Annotated in this window: 20 protein-coding genes; 4 read left to right on the top strand and 16 right to left on the bottom strand. The window is 67.6% G+C overall.

What is annotated here, in order from left to right; genetic code table 11:
- Position 1: 1 nt before the first annotated feature.
- The 6 genes from RGD00_RS06710 to RGD00_RS06685 form a co-directional block, all read right to left on the bottom strand.
- Positions 2–2,002, bottom strand: a complete 2,001-nt coding sequence (locus RGD00_RS06710; RefSeq protein ID WP_310456534.1) for an acetyl-CoA carboxylase biotin carboxylase subunit — start codon at positions 2,000–2,002, stop codon at positions 2–4.
- 135 nt (positions 2,003–2,137) lie between these two features.
- The gene (locus tag RGD00_RS06705; RefSeq protein WP_310456533.1) at positions 2,138–2,380 is read right to left on the bottom strand and encodes a hypothetical protein; all 243 of its coding nucleotides are present in this window, start codon (positions 2,378–2,380) and stop codon (positions 2,138–2,140) included.
- 307 nt (positions 2,381–2,687) lie between these two features.
- On the bottom strand, positions 2,688–3,125 hold the full coding sequence (locus RGD00_RS06700; RefSeq protein ID WP_310456532.1) for a hypothetical protein: 438 nt from the start codon (positions 3,123–3,125) through the stop codon (positions 2,688–2,690).
- Between the two features lie 75 nt (positions 3,126–3,200).
- The gene (locus RGD00_RS06695) at positions 3,201–3,335 is read right to left on the bottom strand and encodes a hypothetical protein (protein WP_310456531.1); all 135 of its coding nucleotides are present in this window, start codon (positions 3,333–3,335) and stop codon (positions 3,201–3,203) included.
- Between the two features lie 208 nt (positions 3,336–3,543).
- Positions 3,544–3,957, bottom strand: a complete 414-nt coding sequence (locus RGD00_RS06690) for a DUF6497 family protein (RefSeq protein ID WP_310456530.1) — start codon at positions 3,955–3,957, stop codon at positions 3,544–3,546.
- Between the two features lie 21 nt (positions 3,958–3,978).
- Positions 3,979–5,511: an acyl-CoA carboxylase subunit beta gene (locus RGD00_RS06685; protein ID WP_310456529.1), complete on the bottom strand. Its 1,533-nt coding sequence runs from the start codon at positions 5,509–5,511 to the stop codon at positions 3,979–3,981.
- A gap of 295 nt (positions 5,512–5,806) precedes the next feature.
- Here RGD00_RS06685 and RGD00_RS06680 point away from each other — a divergent pair, with 295 nt between their 5' ends.
- Positions 5,807–6,160, top strand: a complete 354-nt coding sequence (locus RGD00_RS06680; protein WP_310456528.1) for a LysR substrate-binding domain-containing protein — start codon at positions 5,807–5,809, stop codon at positions 6,158–6,160.
- Here RGD00_RS06680 and RGD00_RS06675 read toward each other — a convergent pair.
- The 8 genes from RGD00_RS06675 to RGD00_RS06640 form a co-directional block, all read right to left on the bottom strand.
- Positions 6,133–6,519 carry a YbaN family protein gene (locus RGD00_RS06675; RefSeq protein WP_310456527.1) on the bottom strand — a complete coding sequence of 129 codons (387 nt, stop codon included), beginning with the start codon at positions 6,517–6,519 and terminating at the stop codon, positions 6,133–6,135. The genes RGD00_RS06680 and RGD00_RS06675 overlap by 28 nt on opposite strands.
- On the bottom strand, positions 6,506–6,856 hold the full coding sequence (locus tag RGD00_RS06670; RefSeq protein ID WP_310456526.1) for a DUF3817 domain-containing protein: 351 nt from the start codon (positions 6,854–6,856) through the stop codon (positions 6,506–6,508). The genes RGD00_RS06675 and RGD00_RS06670 overlap by 14 nt, the downstream gene beginning before the upstream one ends.
- 89 nt (positions 6,857–6,945) lie before the next feature.
- Complete coding sequence (locus RGD00_RS06665; protein WP_310456525.1) at positions 6,946–7,383, bottom strand: DsrE family protein; 438 nt, start codon at positions 7,381–7,383, stop codon at positions 6,946–6,948.
- A gap of 179 nt (positions 7,384–7,562) precedes the next feature.
- Positions 7,563–7,703: a cytochrome bd-I oxidase subunit CydX gene (cydX, locus tag RGD00_RS06660; protein ID WP_310456524.1), complete on the bottom strand. Its 141-nt coding sequence runs from the start codon at positions 7,701–7,703 to the stop codon at positions 7,563–7,565.
- A gap of 12 nt (positions 7,704–7,715) precedes the next feature.
- Positions 7,716–8,879, bottom strand: a complete 1,164-nt coding sequence (gene cydB, locus RGD00_RS06655) for a cytochrome d ubiquinol oxidase subunit II (RefSeq protein WP_310456523.1) — start codon at positions 8,877–8,879, stop codon at positions 7,716–7,718.
- A 4-nt stretch (positions 8,880–8,883) separates the two neighbouring features.
- Entirely contained in the window at positions 8,884–10,494 is a 1,611-nt protein-coding gene (locus tag RGD00_RS06650) for a cytochrome ubiquinol oxidase subunit I (protein ID WP_310456522.1), read from the bottom strand.
- Positions 10,495–10,594: 100 nt separating this feature from the next.
- Positions 10,595–12,259, bottom strand: a complete 1,665-nt coding sequence (gene cydC, locus RGD00_RS06645) for a thiol reductant ABC exporter subunit CydC (RefSeq protein ID WP_310456521.1) — start codon at positions 12,257–12,259, stop codon at positions 10,595–10,597.
- The gene (locus tag RGD00_RS06640) at positions 12,256–13,896 is read right to left on the bottom strand and encodes an ATP-binding cassette domain-containing protein (RefSeq protein ID WP_310456520.1); all 1,641 of its coding nucleotides are present in this window, start codon (positions 13,894–13,896) and stop codon (positions 12,256–12,258) included. The genes cydC and RGD00_RS06640 overlap by 4 nt, the downstream gene beginning before the upstream one ends.
- A gap of 137 nt (positions 13,897–14,033) precedes the next feature.
- Between RGD00_RS06640 and RGD00_RS06635 the strand changes: the two genes are divergently transcribed.
- Positions 14,034–14,516, top strand: a complete 483-nt coding sequence (locus RGD00_RS06635; protein WP_310456519.1) for an Rrf2 family transcriptional regulator — start codon at positions 14,034–14,036, stop codon at positions 14,514–14,516.
- A 52-nt stretch (positions 14,517–14,568) separates the two neighbouring features.
- On the opposite strand, the gene katG is transcribed toward RGD00_RS06635, so the two are convergent.
- Positions 14,569–16,740: a catalase/peroxidase HPI gene (gene katG / locus RGD00_RS06630; RefSeq protein WP_310456518.1), complete on the bottom strand. Its 2,172-nt coding sequence runs from the start codon at positions 16,738–16,740 to the stop codon at positions 14,569–14,571.
- A 124-nt stretch (positions 16,741–16,864) separates the two neighbouring features.
- Between katG and RGD00_RS06625 the strand changes: the two genes are divergently transcribed.
- Both RGD00_RS06625 and RGD00_RS06620 read left to right on the top strand, forming a co-directional pair.
- Positions 16,865–17,767 (top strand): hydrogen peroxide-inducible genes activator, encoded by a 903-nt coding sequence (locus tag RGD00_RS06625; protein ID WP_310456517.1) that lies wholly within the window; start codon positions 16,865–16,867, stop codon positions 17,765–17,767.
- Entirely contained in the window at positions 17,764–17,892 is a 129-nt protein-coding gene (locus tag RGD00_RS06620; RefSeq protein WP_310456516.1) for a hypothetical protein, read from the top strand. The genes RGD00_RS06625 and RGD00_RS06620 overlap by 4 nt, the downstream gene beginning before the upstream one ends.
- Positions 17,893–17,950: 58 nt before the next feature.
- Here RGD00_RS06620 and RGD00_RS06615 read toward each other — a convergent pair whose 3' ends face one another.
- The gene (locus tag RGD00_RS06615; RefSeq protein ID WP_310456515.1) at positions 17,951–18,766 is read right to left on the bottom strand and encodes an AraC family transcriptional regulator; all 816 of its coding nucleotides are present in this window, start codon (positions 18,764–18,766) and stop codon (positions 17,951–17,953) included.
- Between the last annotated feature and the right edge of the window lie 34 nt (positions 18,767–18,800).

The following is an 18,800-nucleotide window of genomic DNA, read 5'->3' as shown; positions in this document are numbered from 1 at the left end:
CTCACTCGAACTCCATGATCACATCGTCCACCCGCAGGCTGGCACCGGCGCTGGCGTTGATCTTCTTCACCACGCCCTTGCGTTCGGCCTTGAGGATGTTTTCCATCTTCATCGCCTCGACGGTGGCGAGCGCCTGGCCTTCCTGCACCTCCTGCCCTTCCTCGACGCTGATCTTCACCACCAGCCCGGGCATCGGGCAGAGCAGGAATTTCGACGTGTCGGGGGCGACCTTTTCCAGCATGTGCGCGGACAGCGCCTTCTGCCGGGGCGATTGCACCAGCACGCGCAGATCCGCCCCGCGCAGCCGCATGCGGAAGCCCATGGGGATCTTGCCGGTCTTGATCACCAGCGGCGTGCCGTTCACCGTCATCCGCGCCAGCGGCTGGCCCGGGGTCCAGTCGCTTTCCACGCGGATCTGTTCGCCGTCCTCGAAGGTGACGGTGGATCCTTGCGGGTCGGCGGCGATGGCGACGGCGAAAGCCTCGTCCTGCACCGTCACCACCCAGTCGTCGCCCACCCGGCGGGTGTGGTTGTCCATCGTGCCGGAAATCCGCGTGCGCCGGATTTCCGCCACCCGGTTCATCGCCGCCGCCGCCGCCGCGACCCGGCGCAGCAGCGCCGCATCCAGCGCCGCACCGGCAAAGCCCTCGGGGTATTCCTCGGCGATGAAGGCGGTGGTGATGGCGCCCGACACGAAGCGCGGGTGATCCATCACCGCCGAACAGAAGGGCAGGTTGTGGCCGATCCCCTCGACCTCGAACGTGTCGAGCGCGAGCCGCATTTCCTCGATGGCATCGGCCCGCGTCGGCCCCCAGGTGCAGAGCTTGGCGATCATCGGGTCGTAGTACATGCTGATCTCGCCGCCCTCATAGACGCCGGTATCGTTGCGCACGATGCCGCCATCGGTCTTGCCCTCGACCGGCGGGCGATAGCGGGTCAGGCGGCCGATGGAGGGCAGGAAGTTCCGGTAGGGGTCTTCGGCGTAAAGGCGGCTTTCCATCGCCCAACCGTTGATCTTCAGATCGGCCTGCGCGAAGGGCAGCTTTTCGCCCGCCGCGACGCGGATCATCTGTTCCACCAGATCGACGCCGGTGATCAGTTCGGTGACGGGATGTTCCACCTGCAACCGGGTGTTCATTTCCAGAAAGTAGAAGTTCCGGTCGCCGTCCACGATGAATTCCACCGTGCCCGCGCTGGTATAGCCCACCGCCCGCGCCAGCGCGCAGGCCTGTTCGCCCATCGCCTTGCGCGTCGCCTCATCCAGAAACGGCGAGGGCGCTTCTTCGATGACCTTCTGGTTGCGGCGCTGGATCGAGCATTCGCGTTCGTGCAGATAGACGGTGTTGCCGTGCTTGTCGGCCAGCACCTGGATCTCGATATGGCGCGGTTGCGTCACGAATTTCTCGATGAAGATCCGGTCGTCGCCGAAGCTGTTGGCGGCCTCGTTCTTGGACGACTCGAACCCCTCGCGCGCCTCCTGCGCATTCCAGGCGATGCGCATGCCCTTGCCGCCGCCGCCCGCGCTGGCCTTGATCATCACCGGATAGCCGATCTGGTCGGAAATCTTCACCGCCTCGTCGGCATCCGCGATCAGGCCCATATAGCCCGGAACGGTGGAAACCCCCGCCTCCTGCGCCAGTTTCTTCGAGGTGATCTTGTCGCCCATCGCCTCGATCGCGCCCGAGGGCGGGCCGATGAACACCACGCCCTCTTTTTCCAGCGCGGCGGCGAAGTTCATGTTTTCCGACAGGAAACCATAGCCGGGGTGCACGGCCTCCGCCCCGGTCTTGCGGATCGCCTCCATGATCTTGTCGATGACGATATAGGACTGGTTCGCGGGCGGCGGGCCGATATGCACCGCCTCGTCCGCCATCTGGACATGCAGCGCGTTGCGGTCGGCGTCGGAATAGACCGCGACGGTCTGGATGCCCATCTTGCGGGCGGTCTTGATGACGCGGCAGGCGATTTCGCCCCGGTTCGCGATCAGGATCTTCTTGAACAAGGTTGCACTCCCTCAGATTGCCCGGACCGGGGGCAGAAACGGAAAGGACCACCCGGGCGCGCGGCCCGGATGGTCCTGGATGACAGATGAAGGCACCGCGTCACACCGCCCTGCGCGGGCGCGGTGCGGGCCTTGTCAGTAGCAGTTGTTGGTGCCGGGCACGGCGCACGACCCGCCGCCGATGACGGCGCCGATAAGCGCGCCGCGGGTCTTGGAGCCGCCGGTCGCGTCGGCGATGACGGCGCCGGCCGCAGCCCCGCCCACGGTGCGCGCCGCGGCCGAGTCATGCAGCGGGCGGTTGTAGCCATAGTTGCTGCCGGTGCACCCGGCCAGCGTGAAAGCGGCAACGATGCCCGTTGCCCAAATGATCCTGCGCATCCTGCTCTGTCTCCGTTAGGGGATGTTGTGCAGGTGTCAGTATCGCGCGCGGCCCCGGCAGGGTCAAATAACGGGCTGGAGAGGCGCCCCCCCTGCGCGGGGTTCTGCCGAAGGCCGGGGGGCACATAAAGGTGCGGCCCGGCGGGTCGGCCGGGCCGCAGTCTCAGGGAAGGGAAACGGCCGACAGGGGCCGCGATGCGGCCACGCACAAGCCGCATCTGGCAGAAAAGATCGGCGCTGCCGGGCGCTGCCGCAAGGGGTGCGGGCCCGGGGGCGGGGCGATGGGCGGCATCCTGCCGGCGGGCGGTCATCGGCGCCCCCCCCGGTCGTCGTCGTCATCCTCGTCTTCGCCCCAATCCTCGCCGTCCCAGTCGTCCTCGGCCCCCTCATCGGCGGGGGCGTCGAACACCTCGGGGAAAGAGGCGCGCGCGCGGCGCAGGTCGATGCGCAGCAGCGCCGCGTAGCTGGCGGGGTCGAAGGGGTCCTCGGCCGGCACGACCTCGCGCCCGATCAGCCAGGACAGGCGGCCGGCGTCAAGGTTGCCGCGCTCGAACGGTTCTTCGCCGAAATGGTTCCACAGCGCGCGCATGAAGCCGATGTCGGCCTGACGGTCGGCATGGGCGCGGTCGCGATAGCGTTCGCGGCGCACGATTTTGGTCGCGCCCCCCTTGAGGTTCGCGCGGCGGATGGTGAACTGGAAATCCGTGCCCGGCAGGCGGGAGGGAAAGCCGCGGTGCTTCAGCATGGCAGCCCCCCCCGCACGGAACAAAGGGGCCGCGGGTGACGGGACCGCCGCGTCGCGGCAGCCCCGTGCGTCAGATCACTTGTATTTGCCGGTGTAGACGGGTTCCTGCGAAACCGGCTCGGCGACATAGACCGGCTCTTCCTTCTTGGCGCAGGCGGCCACGAAAGCGACGAGGGAAAGCGCCAGAACGGCACGAACAGTTTTCGACATCCTCTGCTCCATTTGTGATGGGTGCGGCGGGCGGATGATCCCGGCACCGGATTGACGACGGCAACCACATGCGGGTCGCTATCGGTCAGAATAGCGCATCCGCCGGCGGCTTGACATGACCCGCCCGCCAAGATCGCCATCTGTGGCGCGCTTGCATCAGCACGGCGCGGGATGGACCGCGCGGCCCGGGCGACAGGATGCGGCTGCATCAGAACCCCTCGTAAACGCAGGTGCCATCCTCGATGAGATACACCTCGATGAATTGCGTCGCCTCGGGCATGGTGGTGCCGAAGGGCACCGGCATGTCCGAAAGCGAGATGATGATCTCGTCCGGCCGGGGGTCGGCGATGCGGTCCACCTCGGGCAGGGCATGGGCCCGGCAGAGGTGATCCATGTCGGCCAGCGCGACCTCGGGCGCGATCGTCCCCCCGTCCCGCGCGATCTGCGGCGCGATGAAGCGGAACCGCACCGCCATACCGTTTTCCCCCGGATCGTTCCAGATCACCTCGTAAAGCTCGACCCGCTGGCCCGAGGGCACCGCGACCGGATCCCCCGCCCGCCCTGCCCCGGCGGACAGCGCCAGCACCGCAACCTCGGCACCGCACAGCGCAAGCACAGCCATCGCCCGCACCGCCGCACCGGATCAGAGCGGGATGTTGTCGTGCTTCTTCCACGGGTTGGACAGCTTCTTGTTGCGCAGCGCGGCGAAGGCCCGGCAGATGCGGCGGCGGGTCGAATGCGGCATGATCACCTCGTCGATGAAGCCCTTTTCGGCCGCCACGAAGGGGTTGGCGAAACGGTCCTCGTAATCCTTGGTGCGCGCGGCGATCCGGTCCTTGTCGCCAAGTTCGCTGCGGTAGAGGATTTCGACCGCGCCCTTGGCGCCCATCACCGCGATTTCCGCCGTGGGCCAAGCATAGTTGAAATCGCCCCGCAGGTGTTTGGACGACATCACGTCATAGGCCCCGCCATAGGCCTTGCGGGTGATCACCGTGACCTTCGGCACCGTCGCCTCGCCATAGGCGAACAGAAGCTTGGCGCCGTGCTTGATGACCCCGCCATATTCCTGCGCCGTGCCGGGCAGGAAGCCGGGTACGTCGACGAAGGTCAGGATCGGGATCTCGAACGCATCGCAGAACCGCACGAACCGCGCGGCCTTGCGGCTGCTGTCGATGTCGAGGCAACCGGCCAGCACCATCGGCTGGTTCGCCACCACGCCCACCGTCTGCCCCTCGATCCGCACGAAGCCGGTGATGATGTTGGCGGCGTAGTCCTTCTGGATCTCGTAGAAATCGCCCTCGTCCGCGACCTTCAGGATCAGTTCCTTCATGTCGTAGGGCTGGTTGGGGTTGTCGGGGATCAGCGTGTCGAGGCTATCCTCCACCCGCGCGGGGCTGTCGAAGAAGGGCCGCACCGGCGCCTTTTCGCGGTTGTTGAGCGGCAGGAAATCGACCAGCCGGCGCACTTCGGCCAGCGCCTCCACGTCGTTCTCGAACGCGCCGTCCACCACGCCCGACTTGCGGGCATGGGTCGAGGCGCCGCCCAGTTCCTCGGCCGTCACCACCTCGTTCGTCACCGTCTTGACCACATCGGGGCCGGTCACGAACATGTAGGAGGTATCCTTCACCATGAAGATGAAGTCGGTCATCGCCGGCGAATAGACCGCGCCGCCCGCGCAGGGGCCCATGATGACGGAAATCTGCGGCACCACGCCCGAGGCCATGATGTTGCGCTGGAACACGTCGGCGTAACCGGCCAGCGAGGCCACGCCTTCCTGGATCCGCGCGCCGCCGGAATCGTTCAGCCCGATGACGGGCGCGCCGTTCTGCACCGCCATGTCCATGATCTTGCAGATCTTCTGCGCATGGGTTTCCGACAGCGAGCCGCCGAACACGGTGAAATCCTGGCTGAACACATAGACCAGCCGGCCGTTGATCGTGCCCCAGCCGGTGACGACGCCATCGCCCGGGCTGCGCGTGTCCTGCATGCCGAAGTCGGTGCAGCGGTGGGCCACGAACATGTCGAACTCTTCGAACGACCCTTCGTCGAGCAGCAGTTCCACCCGCTCGCGCGCGGTGAGCTTGCCCTTGGCGTGCTGCGCCTCGATCCGCTTGGCGCCACCGCCCAGACGGGCCATGGCGCGGCGGTCTTCGAGCTGTTGCAGGATGTCCTTCATCGAGTCCCCCCGGGAAAAGTTTGGCGCAACCTAGCGGCAGGTTGCCCGTTTCGAAAGCGGATTTGCGAAAATTTGCAAAATATTGGCAGATCAAGCCGCGCAAATCGCAAACATGCAAATTCATCCTGCTGGACGGCACCCGCGTGTCGGACCCAGGAAAAAATGGCCATTTCAGGGGGTTTTTGACCATTCCTCCACAAGGTTCGTGACCACCCCGCGACGGAGAGACTCACTTTTCTTTATTTATCAATATGTTGACAAGATAACCCTCCCCAAGCATCCAATTTGGGAGTGCATGGGGACGAGCTACCCTCCCGTTGACCTTCCCCGCCCCCGCATCGCCGCCGGGGGATTCTTCGCCGCTGCCGGCTTTGCGCCGCCGGTGCGGATGGAGATGGGCGCGAACGAAGCGATCAAGCAGGCGGTGATCGCGGGCCTTGGCCTCTCGGTCCTGTCGCGCGGCACCTGCCGTCTGGAACTGGCGCATGGCCATCTGGTGGAACTGGACGCGGCGGGCTTTCCCCTGCAACGCCACGGGCACGTTGCCTGGCCCGGCGGCAGGCGGCTGTCGGCGGGGGCCGCGGCCTTCCGAGCGATCCTGCCGGCAAATCCCCCGGCCGATCAGGCATCCGGCCGGGTGAACACATAGGCCATACCGCCCGCCATCAGCGCCGCCACCGCCAGGACAAGCGGCCCGCCCGGATCGCCGAGCGTCAGGAACGTCACGAATCCCAGGGCACTGCCGCCCAGCGACATCTGCTTGGCACGCCACGGAATGGCGCCGCGCTCGCGCCAGTCCGACAGGAGCGGGCCGAACTGCGGATGCGCCAGCAGCCAGGTCTCCAGCCGTTCGGACGAACGGGCGAAACAGGCGGCGGCGACGATCAGGAAGGGCACCGTGGGCAGCACCGGCAGGAAGATCCCCAGAAAGCCGAGGCCGGTGAAGAGCAGGCCGAGGATGAGGAATACCCCGCGCAGAAGGGCCGAACTGCGTTCAGGCCGGGGCATTCGCGCCGTCGGCCGCCCGGCGGCGCTTGAGGAACGGATCGTTCAGGAAGGTTCCGAACGGGACGAAGGAGGCGAACGCGGTGCGCATCCAGTCGCCGCCGCTCCACCCCCGGCCGCGAAGGGCCAGCACCATCAGCGCCAGATAGGCGACGAAGGCATAGCCATGCACCGGCCCCATCACCTGCACCCATGATGCATCACCGGCCAGATATTTCACCGGCATGGCGACGAAGAACAGCAGGATCGTCGTGACGCCCTCCACCACGGCCACCAGCCGGAACAGGCCGAAAAGCCGGTCGGAGCCCCGGCTGCGGATAACAGGTGTTGCCTGGCTCAAGGCGGCGTTCCTTTCGATTTCCGGCCCGGGGGTCGGCCCCGGTCGATGCGGATGATCCCCGCCGCGTCCCGCGCGGCGGGGCCAAGGTGTCAGAAGCTCAGGACCGAGGTGCCGGGGGCGACGATGGCGGCGCCCATCACATCGGGGGCGGCAGGGGTCACGCCGTCGATCAGCACGGAAGGCTCGGCGCCCTTGCCCGGCAGGTAGATCGCGCAGACCTGCACCTTCAGGCCGGATTTTTCCATCATCGTCTTCATCAGCCCCTGCGGGCTGGCCCCCTTCGGCGGCTGCCCGGCGGTGGCCGTGGCCGGCGCCTCCTTCAGGGCGATGTCACCGGCGGGGCCGCACAGCAGCATCTCCGCCTCCGCCCCCGCCGCGATGGCGTTCATCGTCAGCACCATGGCCATCAGTTGCGTCTGCGGTTCCGGCGCGGTGAGGATGGTCAGCAGCCGGTTGGGGGTTTCGGCCTGGACTGCCCCTGCAAGGGTCAGGGCCAGAAGCGGCGCGGCAAGGCGGATCGGTTTCATCGAAGTCTCCATGTTCGGGATGGCACGGGCAGGGGTGGCGGGCGGACAGGCCCGCCGGGTTTGTGCAGCCCCGTGCAGGCCGCAGTCCCCATTCTGGGTTCAAATTCATGAATCAGAATGTGATGGATTGTCGCGGCGGCGGCACGGGACGCTGCACCGCCGCCGCAATGGCGCCCCGGCTATGAACCGGCGCGCCCGCCGGGGCTGTGGGTGCCCCGGGCGATGGTTGTCTCGTCTTCCTTCAGTTCCAGCCACATCGCGTTCATCACCGCGAAGATGGCAGCCAGCGGCAGGCCGAGGATCCAGGCGAAATACCACATGGTCGCGTCCTTTCAGTAAGCGGTGTGGGAGTTTTCGGTGACGTCGGTCTCTGTCACCCGGCCCCACAGAACTTTGTAGACCCAGGCCGTATAGGCCATGATCATCGGCATGAAGATCACCGTCGAGACCAGCATGATGAACAGCGTCAGATGCGAGGACGAACTGTTCCACACCGTCAGGGACGAGCGCGGATCGCTGGAGGAGGGCATGATGAACGGAAACATCGTCAGCCCGACCGAGGCGATCACGCCCAGGATCGACAGGTTCGACGACAGGAAGGCCAGCCCCCCGCGCCCCGCCCGCAGGCCGAGAAAGGCCCCCAGCCCGCCCAGCAGGCCAAGCGCCGGGGCGATGGCGATCCACGGGCGGTCGGTGTAGGCGGAGAGCCAGCTGGCGGTGCGCGCCACCTCGAAATGCAGCGGGTTCGACGGGCCGCCGGTGGCATAGTCGCCGGTGATGCGGAACCCCTCGATCCCGAAGGCCATCCAGACCCCGGCCAGGGCATAGGCAATCACCGCGACCAGCGCCGCCTGCGCGCCGTAGCGCCGCGCGCGTTCCTGCACCGCGCCTTCGGTCTTGATCGCCAGCCACGCCCCGCCGTGCATCAAGAGCATCGCCAGCGACACCACCCCGGCCAGGATGGAGAACGGGTCCAGCAGGCCGATGAACTTGGCATACCAGGCGCCTTCATAGACGGTGTGCAGATCGTCGGTGAAATGGAAGGGCACGCCCTGGATCACGTTGCCGACCGCGACGCCGAACAGCAGCGCCGGCACCGCGCCGCTGATGAACAGCGCCCGGTCCCAACGGGTGCGCCAGACGGGATCATCCTTCTTGGAGCGGTATTTGAACGCGACGGGGCGGACGATGAAAGCGGCCAGCACCACGAACATCGCCAGATAGAAGCCCGAGAAGCTGACCGCGTAAAGCGGCGGCCAGGCGGCGAAGATCGCGCCGCCGCCGAGGACGAACCAGACCTGATTGCCTTCCCACACCGGGCCGACGGTGTTGATGATCACCCGCCGCTCCACATCCGTCTTGCCGACGAAAGGCATCAGCGCCGCGGTGCCCATGTCGAAGCCGTCGGTCAGCGCAAAGCCGATCAGAAGGACGCCCAGAAGCCCCCACCAGATCACGCGCAACAGTTCGTAGCTGAAGAATTCATGCAGGATCATGATCTTACTCCGCGGGTTGGGCGATGGCGTCGGCGTTGCGGCGGCCGGACAGGCGGTCATGGTGGCGCTGCACCCAGGCGTCGGTTTCCGCCACATCCTGGAACGGGCCTTTGCGGATGTATTTCAGCATCAGGCCCATCTCGATGATGAAGAGCACGGTGTAGAACAGCACGAAGCCTGCCAGCGTCAGCCCGACCTCGGTCATCGACAGGGCGGAAACCGACATGGCGGTGGGCAGCACCCCGTCCACCGTCCAGGGCTGACGGCCGTATTCGGCGACGAACCAGCCCATCTCGGCGGCGATCCAGGGCGCGGGGATCATCCAGACCGCCATGTGCAGCGCCCATGTCGGGTATTGCATCCGCCGGAACGAGGACCGCCAGAAGAAATAGGCCATGGTGCCGATGAAGCCGAAGCCGAGCGCGACCATGATACGGAAGGCCCAGAACAGCGGCCAGACCGTGGGCACCGTATCGTCGGCGGCGGCCTTGATCTGCTCTTCGGTCGCGGTGCGGGGATCGTCGACATATTTGCGCAGCAGGAAGGCGAAGCCCAGATCGGCCGAATGCTGCTCGAACGTCGCCATCACGGCCGGGTCCGTGGCATCGCGATCTTCGCGCACCATCATCAGCGCGTCATAGGCGATCAGGCCCGAGCGGATGCGGGTCTCGGCCTGCGCCACCAGATCCTCGATGCCCGGGATCTCGGAGGTCAGCGACCGGGTGCCGATCAACCCCATCACCAGCGGAATTTGCAGGGCGTATTTCGTCTCGCGCGCTTCCTGGTCGGGAATGCCGATCAGATTGAACGGCGCGGGCGCCGGTTCGGTGTGCCACATGCCCTCCATCGCGGCGAGCTTCATCTTCTGGCTGTGGGTGGCGGAATAACCCGATTCATCCCCCAGCAGCACCACCGAGAAGGCCGAGGCGAGGCCGAAGGCCGCCGCGACGGTGATCGACCGGCGCGCCAGTTCGACATGGCGTTCGCGCAGCAGATACCAGGCCGAAACGCCGATCACAAAGACCGCCGCCGTCACATAGCCCGCCGAAACGGTGTGGACGAACTTCGCCTGCGCCACCTCGTTGAACAGCACGGCGAAGAAATCGGTCATCTCCATGCGCATGGTCATCGGGTTGAACGCGGCGCCGACCGGGTTCTGCATCCAGCCGTTGGCGATCAGGATCCACAGCGCCGAGAAGTTGGAGCCGATGGCGACCAGCCAGGCCACCACCAGATGCTGCACCTTCGACAGCTTGTCCCAGCCGAAGAAGAACAGCCCGACGAAGGTCGCCTCGAGGAAGAAGGCCATCAGCCCCTCCAGCGCCAGCGGCGCGCCGAAGATGTCGCCGACATAATGGCTGAAATAGCTCCAGTTCATGCCGAACTGGAATTCCATGGTGATGCCGGTCGCCACGCCCAGGGCGAAGTTGATCCCGAACAGCAGGCCCCAGAACTTGGTCATCTGACGCCAGATCGGCCGGTTGGTCATCACATAGACCGTCTCCATGATCGCCACGAGGATCGACAGACCCAGGGTCAGCGGCACGAAGAGGAAGTGATACATCGCCGTCATCGCGAATTGCAGGCGAGACAGCTCGACGATCCCGAATTCCATGTCTTCCGCTCCAGTTTTCGGGGAGGTGCCCCCGGATTCTCAGACATTCTGTTTCTTGCATGTTTCTTTACGCGATGGCGCTGCCGCACATTGATCCATGTCAATAAGTCGCATCAACTATACGAGTTATTTGGATACGCCGGTCGGCAAAGGCGGTTTCCGCCGCGCGGTGGGACGCCATCAGGATGGCGGCTTGCGGCGCAAGGTGGCGAATGCCCGCAAGCACGGACCCCGAGGTCGGCGCGTCGAGGCCCTCGGTCGGCTCGTCCAGCAGCAGCACATCGGGCCGCCGCAACAGCGCCCGGGCCAGCGCAAGGCGCCGTCCTTCTCCGCCCGAAAGGCCAGCACCCCCCGGTCCGATCCAAAGATCCAGCCCCCCCCGGGCCCGCAGCGGATCGGCCAGACGGACGGCCTCCAGCGCCTGCCACAGATCCGCATCCGGGGCGTCCGGGCAGGCGAGGCGCAGGTTCCCGGCCACAGTCCCCGCCAGCAGGGCCGAGCGTTGCGGCAAGAGCGTGAGGCGGTCGCGCAACGTCGCCTCGTCCATCCCGGCAAGGCCGCGCCCACCGATCGCAACCCGGCCCCGCGCGATCGGGTGCAGCCCCGCCAGCGCCAGAAGGACGGTGGACTTGCCGCAACCGCTCGGCCCGGTCAGGGCCACGGTCTCGCCCGGCGCGACGGCAAGCGACAGGTCGCGGACCAGCCAGCCGCCGCCACCGGCCGGTTTCAGCCAGAGACCGTCGCAGGACAGGCCGGGGCCTGCATGGCCGGCATCCTGAACGGCGGCGGCAGGCGGCGGGGTCAGCGAGGGGCCGATCCGCCGGGCGGCATCGGTCATTCGGCCCAGATCGGCCAGCGCGCGGCGTACCGGCGCGACCGCCTCGAAAAGCGCGAGCGTCGCGAAGAAGCCGAGCGCCGCCGCGGCGGGAGTGATTTCGCCGGATTGCGCAAGCGTGCCGCCGAGCCAGAGCGCGCCGCCGCCGATCAGGGCCGAGACCGCCATCAGCGCCGCCCCTGCCCGCCGGTCGGCCCGGTCGAGGATGCGGCGCAGCGCATGGCGGCGATTGTCCGCCGCCAGCACCGCCCCGGCCTGCCGTTGCAGCAGCCCGTAGACCGCCAGATCGTCGCGCGCGCGGATCAGGTCGATGAGGCGCGAACGGAATGCCTGCGCCGCCGCCTCGATCCGCCGCGAGGGGCCAAGCGCGGTTCGACCCGCCAGCCACAGGATCGCCCCACCCGCCGCCAGCCAGCCGACACAGATCCAGAGAGCGACCGCCAGCCCGACCAGCCACCACAGCAGGACGAAGGTGATGGCCAGCGCCGCCAGACCCGCCGCCAGCGGCAAAACCAGCCGCAGCACGAGGCCGTCCAGCGCATCGACATCCGCCGTCAGCCTGTTCAGCGCCTGCGCACTGCGGATCCGCGCCATCCGCTGCCAAGGGGCGGCAAGAAACCCGCGCAGCACCTGCAAACGCAGGCTTTCCAGCCCGCGCAACACCGCGTCATGGGTCAAAAGCCGCTCGCCATAGCGCGCCGCCGTGCGCCCCAATGCCAGGAACCGCACCCCGGCAGAGGGGCGGAACACGTCGAACACGGCCCCCGCCCCGGCCAGACCCGCAGCCGCGGCGGCGGTGATGAACCAGCCCGACAGACCCAAGAGCGCCACCCCTGCCAGCAGCACTGCCAGCGCCAGTGTGGCACCGCGCAAAAGCGCCGGGCGCTGGTCGCGCAGGATCAGCCGCAGGATCGGCGCCAGATGTTTCATGCCGTGCCCTCCAGCCGGATGATGCGGTCCATGCGGGCGGCAAGGTTCCTGTCGTGGGTGGCGACGACAAGCGTCGCGCCGCGCCGGTTCGCGGCCAGCAGGCCCTCGGCCACCGCCCCGGCGGTCCCGGCATCCAGATCGGCCGTCGGCTCGTCGGCCAGGATCACGTCGGGCGCGCCGTGCAGCGCGCGGGCCAGCGTCATCCGCCGCGCCTCGCCGCCCGACAACCCGCCGCCGGTCTCGCCCAGCCGGGCTGTCAACCCGCCGGGCAGCCGGGTCACGACCCCGGCCGCGGCGGATCCGGCCAGTGCGGCGGCCACATCGCCCGCGCGGCCCAAAGTCAGGTTGGCGCGCAGGCTGGCGTTCAGGAAATGCACCGATTGCGGCATCCAGCCGATCCGTGCCCGCCAGGCATCTGCATTGTCCGAGGTCAGCGTCTGCCCGGCTACCCGAACCTCGCCATCGCACGGCAGGCTCAACCCGGCCATCAACCGCAACACCGTGGTCTTGCCCGCGCCGGATGGGCCGACCAGCGCCACCGCCTCGCCCGGGGCGATGGCCATGTCCGGCAGGCGCAGGCCATGGGCCGCACGGCAACCCGCCAGAGTGATCGAAGCGGGGCCAGCTAGGGGTGCCACCCTCTCGCCCCTGCCCGGCAGGGACGGGGTCTGTGTAGCGGCCCGAGCCGCCAGTTCGGCCGCGACCGCCTCGGCCGCGGCCTTGTCGTGCCACGCGGCGGCCAGATCGCGCATCGGCTGATAGAAGTCGGGCGCCAGCAGCAACAGGAATATCCCGGCTTCCGGGGCCAGAGGCGCACCCCACGTGCCGAAGCTCACGACGCCCAACAGGGAAAAGCCGACCCAGACCGCCATCATCGCCACACCGACCGCGGCGAAGAGTTCCAGCACGGTCGAGGACAGGAAGGCCAGCCGCAGCACCGCCATCGTGTCGCGGCGCAGGCCGCCCGCCTGCGTGGCGAAATCCCGCGCCACCGCATCGCCCGCGCCCAAGAGGCGGATGTCGGCCAGCGCCGAAAGCCGGTCGACCAGCAGGTCGTTCAGGCTGCCGATCCGCGCCATCTGCCGTTCGCTGGTCTCTCGCGCCGCAAGGCCGACCAGCGCCATGAAAACCGGGATCAGCGGCCCCGAGATCAACAGCACCAGCCCCGCCGCCCAGGAAAACCAAAGGCTCAGCGCCAGAATCACCGGCGGCAGCACCGCCACCCGCAGCCGCGCGGGGGCGTAGCGGGTCAGCCAGGGCACCAGCGCCTCCAGCTTCTCGGCGGCCAGCGCGGCCACCGCACCGGCCCCGCCGGCAGCCCCGGCACCGGAACGCGCGGCCTCGCCCGCCACGATCTCGGCCCGCAGCCCGGCGGTCAGCGTCTCTGCCGCCGCCTGCGCCTTGCGGTCGGCCGCCATGCCGAGCCAGGCCCGCACCAGCCCCAGCACGACATATGCCGCGGCCAGACCGCCGATGCCGACGGGCTGGCCCGCCACAAGCCTGCCGAAGGCCGTGGCGACCAGCGCCGCCTGTGCGGGCCAGACCAGGCCGGATAGCACGGTCAGCGCCGACCCCTGCCGCAGCACCCGCGAAACGGGCTGCACCAGTCGCGCAAGCGGATCAGGATCGCGCCGCATCGATCATCCCGGCCTTAAGATAAGTGACGAACGACATACGACTTATACCTTCCGGCATTCCGGTGTCCTGATCCAGATCAGTTACATCCGGGCCTGTCCGTGCAAGGATGGAAAGCCGCAGAACCGATGAGACTTTCATGCGCATCACCACCCGAACCAACCTCGCGATCCGCGTCCTGATGTTCTGCGCGGTCAACGAGGGCCGCACCGTCCGCACCGCCGAGATCGCCGAACGGTGCAATGCCTCGGTCAATCACCTGTTGCAGGTGGTGAACCTGCTTCAGGAAAACGGCTTCGTCGAAACCATCCGCGGCCGCACCGGCGGCATCCGGCTGGCGCATCCGGTCCATCAGGTGTCCATCGGCCGGGCGTTCCGGGTGTTCGAGGACAACAGCCGTTTCGCGGAATGTTTCGATCCCGCGACCAACACCTGCCCGCTGTCCGCGACCTGCCGGCTGCGCTCTTACCTGACGCGCGCGGTCGAGGCGTTCTTTCACGAGCTGGACATGGTGACGCTGGCCGATCTGGTGAAAGGCAACTGCGGATTGAACAGCCTGCTCGACCTGTCGGAAAACCTGAAGGCGTCCTGCGACCGGACGCGGGAGTTGCAGCCTTCGTAAGGCCCTTCCCCCAAGGGAAACGGCCCCTTCCAGAGGAAGGGGCCGGCACCGTTCATGCCACCAGATCGAAGCGGTCGGCGTTCATCACCTTGGCCCAGGCCGCCGCAAAGTCGCGCACGAAGCGGCCGCCGTTGTCGGCCTGCGCATAGACTTCGGCATAGGCGCGCAGGATCGAGTTGGACCCGAACACCAGATCCATCCGCGTTGCCGTCCACTTCACCGCGCCGGTCTTGCGGTCGCGGATCTCGTAGTGGTCCCCGGCCCTGGCCCAGGTGTTCGCCATGTCGGTCAGGTTGACGAAGAAGTCGGTCGTCAGCGCGCCCGCGCGGTCGGTGAACACGCCGTGCTTCGTGCCGCCGTGATTGGTGCCCATGGCGCGCATCCCGCCCACCAGCACCACCATTTCCGGCGCGGTCAGGCCCATCAGCTGGGTGCGGTCCAGCATCAGTTCCTCGGGGGCAACCACATAGTCCTTCTTCAGCCAGTTGCGGTAGCCGTCATGGATCGGCTCCAGCACCGCAAAGCTGGCCGCGTCGGTCATCGCATCGGTGGCATCACCGCGGCCCGGCGCGAAGGGTACCTCGATCGGGAAGCCCGCGGCCTTCGCGGCCAGTTCCACGCCGACATTGCCCGCCAGCACGATGGTATCGGCCACGCTGGCGCCGAATTCGGCCGCCAGAGGCTCCAGCACCGCCAGCACCTTTTGCAGGCGCGCCGGTTCGTTGCCTTCCCAGTCCTTCTGCGGGGCCAGACGGATGCGCGCGCCATTGGCGCCGCCGCGCTTGTCCGAGCCCCGGAAGGTGCGGGCCGAATCCCAGGCGGTCGAGACCATCTCGGCCACGGAAAGTCCGCTGTCCGCGATGCGCGCCTTCAACCCGGCGATGTTGTAGCCGGCATTGCCTGCGGGAACCGGATCCTGCCAGATCAGGTCTTCGGTCGGCGCCTCGGGGCCGATGTAGCGCGCCTTCGGCCCCATGTCGCGATGGGTCAGCTTGAACCAGGCGCGGGCGAAGACTTCCGAGAAGTGATCCTGATCCGCCATGAACCGCAGCGAGATTTCCCGGTAGACCGGGTCCATCTTCATCGCCATGTCGGCATCGGTCATGATCGGGTTGTAGCGGATCGACGGATCCTCCACATCGACCGGCTTGTCTTCTTCCTTGATGTTGACCGGTTCCCACTGCCACGCGCCGGCGGGGGATTTCTTCAGTTCCCAGTCATAGGTGAACAGCAGGTGGAAAAAGCCGTTGTCCCATTTGGTCGGATGGGTGGTCCAGGCGCCCTCGATGCCCGAGGTCATCGTATAGCGGCCCTTGCCCGACTTGTGCCGGTTGGTCCAGCCCAGACCCTGTTCGCAGACATCGGCCGCCTCGGGGTCCGGCCCCAGCAGGTCGGCCTTGCCGTTGCCATGGCATTTGCCGACGGTATGGCCGCCCGCGGTCAGCGCCACGGTTTCCTCGTCGTCCATCGCCATGCGGGCGAAGGTCTCGCGCACCATGGCGGCGGTTTTCAGCGGGTCGGGCTGGCCGTTCACCCCTTCGGGGTTCACATAGATCAGACCCATCTGCACGGCAGCCAGCGGGTTTTCCATCGAGGCGGCGTCGCTCAGATCGCCCATGCGCTGGTCCTGCGGCGCCAGCCATTCCTTTTCCGCGCCCCAGTAGGTGTCCTTCTCGGGGTGCCAGATGTCCTCGCGGCCATAGGCGAAGCCATAGGTCTTCAGGCCCATGTTCTCATAAGCCACGGTGCCGGCGAGGATGATCAGGTCGGCCCAGCTCAGCCGGTTGCCGTATTTCTGCTTGATCGGCCACAGCAGACGGCGGGCCTTGTCCAGGCTCACGTTGTCGGGCCACGAGTTGATCGGGGCGAAACGCTGGTTGCCGGTGCCGCCGCCGCCCCGCCCGTCCGCGATGCGATAGGTGCCCGCCGCGTGCCAGGACATGCGGACGAACAACCCGCCGTAATGGCCCCAGTCGGCCGGCCACCAGTCCTGGCTGTCGGTCATCAGCGCGTGCAGGTCGGCTTTCACCGCGTCGAAATCCAGCTTGCGCACTTCCCTGCGGTAGTCGAAATCCCTCAGCGGGTTGGTCTTGCCGTCATGCTGGTGCAGGATGTCGAGGTTCAGCGCATTGGGCCACCAGTCCATGTTCGAAGTGCCCATGGCGGTGTTTCCGCCATGCATCACCGGGCACTTGCCGGTGGCCTTGATGTCGTTTCCGTCCATTTCCGTCTCCAGTTGTCGTGGTGGCATCGACGGCGGGAAGGTCCCTGCCGTTCTGGAATCGCTCTAGTCCGGCTGCGACATCATTCATATTCGTATTTTCAAATGTGTCTGATATGGAGCGCTTATGAACGCCATTTCCATGAAACACCTGCGCTACTTCTCGGTGCTGGCCGAGCAGCGCCATTTCGGCCGCGCGGCCGAGGCCTGTTCGATCTCGCAGCCGGCATTGTCCCTTCAGATCAAGGAGTTGGAGGGGATCCTCGGCGCTGCGCTGGTCGAACGCGGCGGCCGCCAGATCCGGCTGACCCCGCTGGGCGAATCCTTCGCCCTGCGCGCCCGCGACATTTTGCGCGGGGTGGACGAACTGGGCGGGCTGGTGCGCGCCTCCTTCGGCCCGCCCTCGGGCCTTGTGCAGATCGGGGTGATTCCGACGGTGGCGCCCTATCTCTTGCCCGGTGTGATCACGCGGATGGCCGAACGGTTCCCCCTGCTGGACCTGCGCCCGCGCGAGGCGGTCACGCCCCGGCTGGTCGAGGAGCTGCTGGGCGGGCGGCTGGATGCGGCCATCGTGGCGCTGCCGGTGTCGGAACCGGCGCTGGCCGAATATCCGCTGTTCGACGAGGAATTCGTGCTGGTCCGCCCCGCGGCGGATGCGGACAAGCCGGTTCCAGATGCCGAACACCTGCGCGAGATGCGGCTTTTGCTGCTGGAAGAGGGGCATTGCTTCCGCGATCAGGCCATCGCCTTTTGCAAGCTGTCCTCCGATCCGGCCCGCGACCTGCTGGAGGGAAGCTCGCTCTCGACCCTGGTGCAGATGGTCGGCGCGGGCCTGGGAGTCACGCTGATCCCGCAGATGGCCGTGGCGATCGAGACCTGCTCGGCCGCCGTCTCGGTCTCGCGGCTGGCCGCGCCGCGCCCGGCCCGCACCATCGGCATGATCTGGCGGAAGTCGAATCCGCTTGCCGACCACTTGATCGCCATGGCCGAAGTCGTCAGGGAAGCGGCTACGGGCGCGCCGCAGGCGTGACCCGCACCGCAGCGGGCCTGCCGGTAACGCTGTTCACCGACGCCGAGGGGCGGGTGGTCTCGTCGCATATGGACGAGATTTCCCGCGCGACGCTGCTGGCGGGGGTCGGGGCGCTGATGCCTTAGAGCCTGTCCGACAAAAGTGGACACCGGTTTGGCGAAAGACAGGCGGCCACTATCCCGCTCATTCTCCCCGGCCGCGAAGCCAGCTTTGCGGCGGGCTGCCGAAATGGCTGCGGAAGGCGGCGACGAAGGCGCTGGTGCTGCGCCAGCCCAGCGAATGGGCGATGGTGGTGCTGCTTTCGCCCCGCTCCAGCCGCCCGACCGCCGCCAGGAGGCGCACCCTCCCGCGCCAGTCGCGGAAGGTGAGGCCGGTTTCGGCGCGGAACAGCCGCTCCAGCGTGCGGGGGCTGGCGCCCGCCTCGGCGGCCAATGCGGGCAGCGGGCGGGGATCGGCGGGATGGCGGCCCAGATGCGCGGTCAGCCGCCGCAGGCGCGGGTCGTGCCCGCCCGGCAGGTCCAGCGGCGCGGGCCGCGCCGCCGCGATCTCGTCCAGCGCCACCGCGCCCAGCCGGGCCAGCCGCGCGGCGTCCCCCTCGTCCGCCATGCGCAGGATCACCTCGCGCAGCAGGGCCGAGACCGGCAGCACCTCGCAGCCCCCCGCATCGGCGCGCGCCGGGCAGGAGGGATCGACATAAAGATTGCGGGTCCGCGCGCCGGTGCCGGGCCGCGAGATCACCCGCATCGCGTGCCGCGTGCCGCCGGGTATCCAGATGCCGAAGCCGGGGGGCACCAGCCAGACGCCATCCTCGGCCGTCAATCGCAACAGTCCCTCGGCGGCCCACAGAAGCTGGCCGCGCGGATGGGCATGGGGCGCGACATGGGCGCCCGCCGCCAGATCGCGGCCATGCGCCAGCACCGGGCGGCCCGGATCCAGCACGAAGGCCGCCCCACTGGGGTCGAAGCGCAGATCTGGCGTTTCAGCGACATCTTTTGTCATGATGCCGATCTTACGCAAGGCACCCGTTCCGGTC

Source organism: Ruixingdingia sedimenti (assembly GCF_031432425.1).
Classification (GTDB): domain Bacteria; phylum Pseudomonadota; class Alphaproteobacteria; order Rhodobacterales; family Rhodobacteraceae; genus Ruixingdingia; species Ruixingdingia sedimenti.
This window is presented reverse-complemented; position numbering and strand designations above follow the sequence as displayed.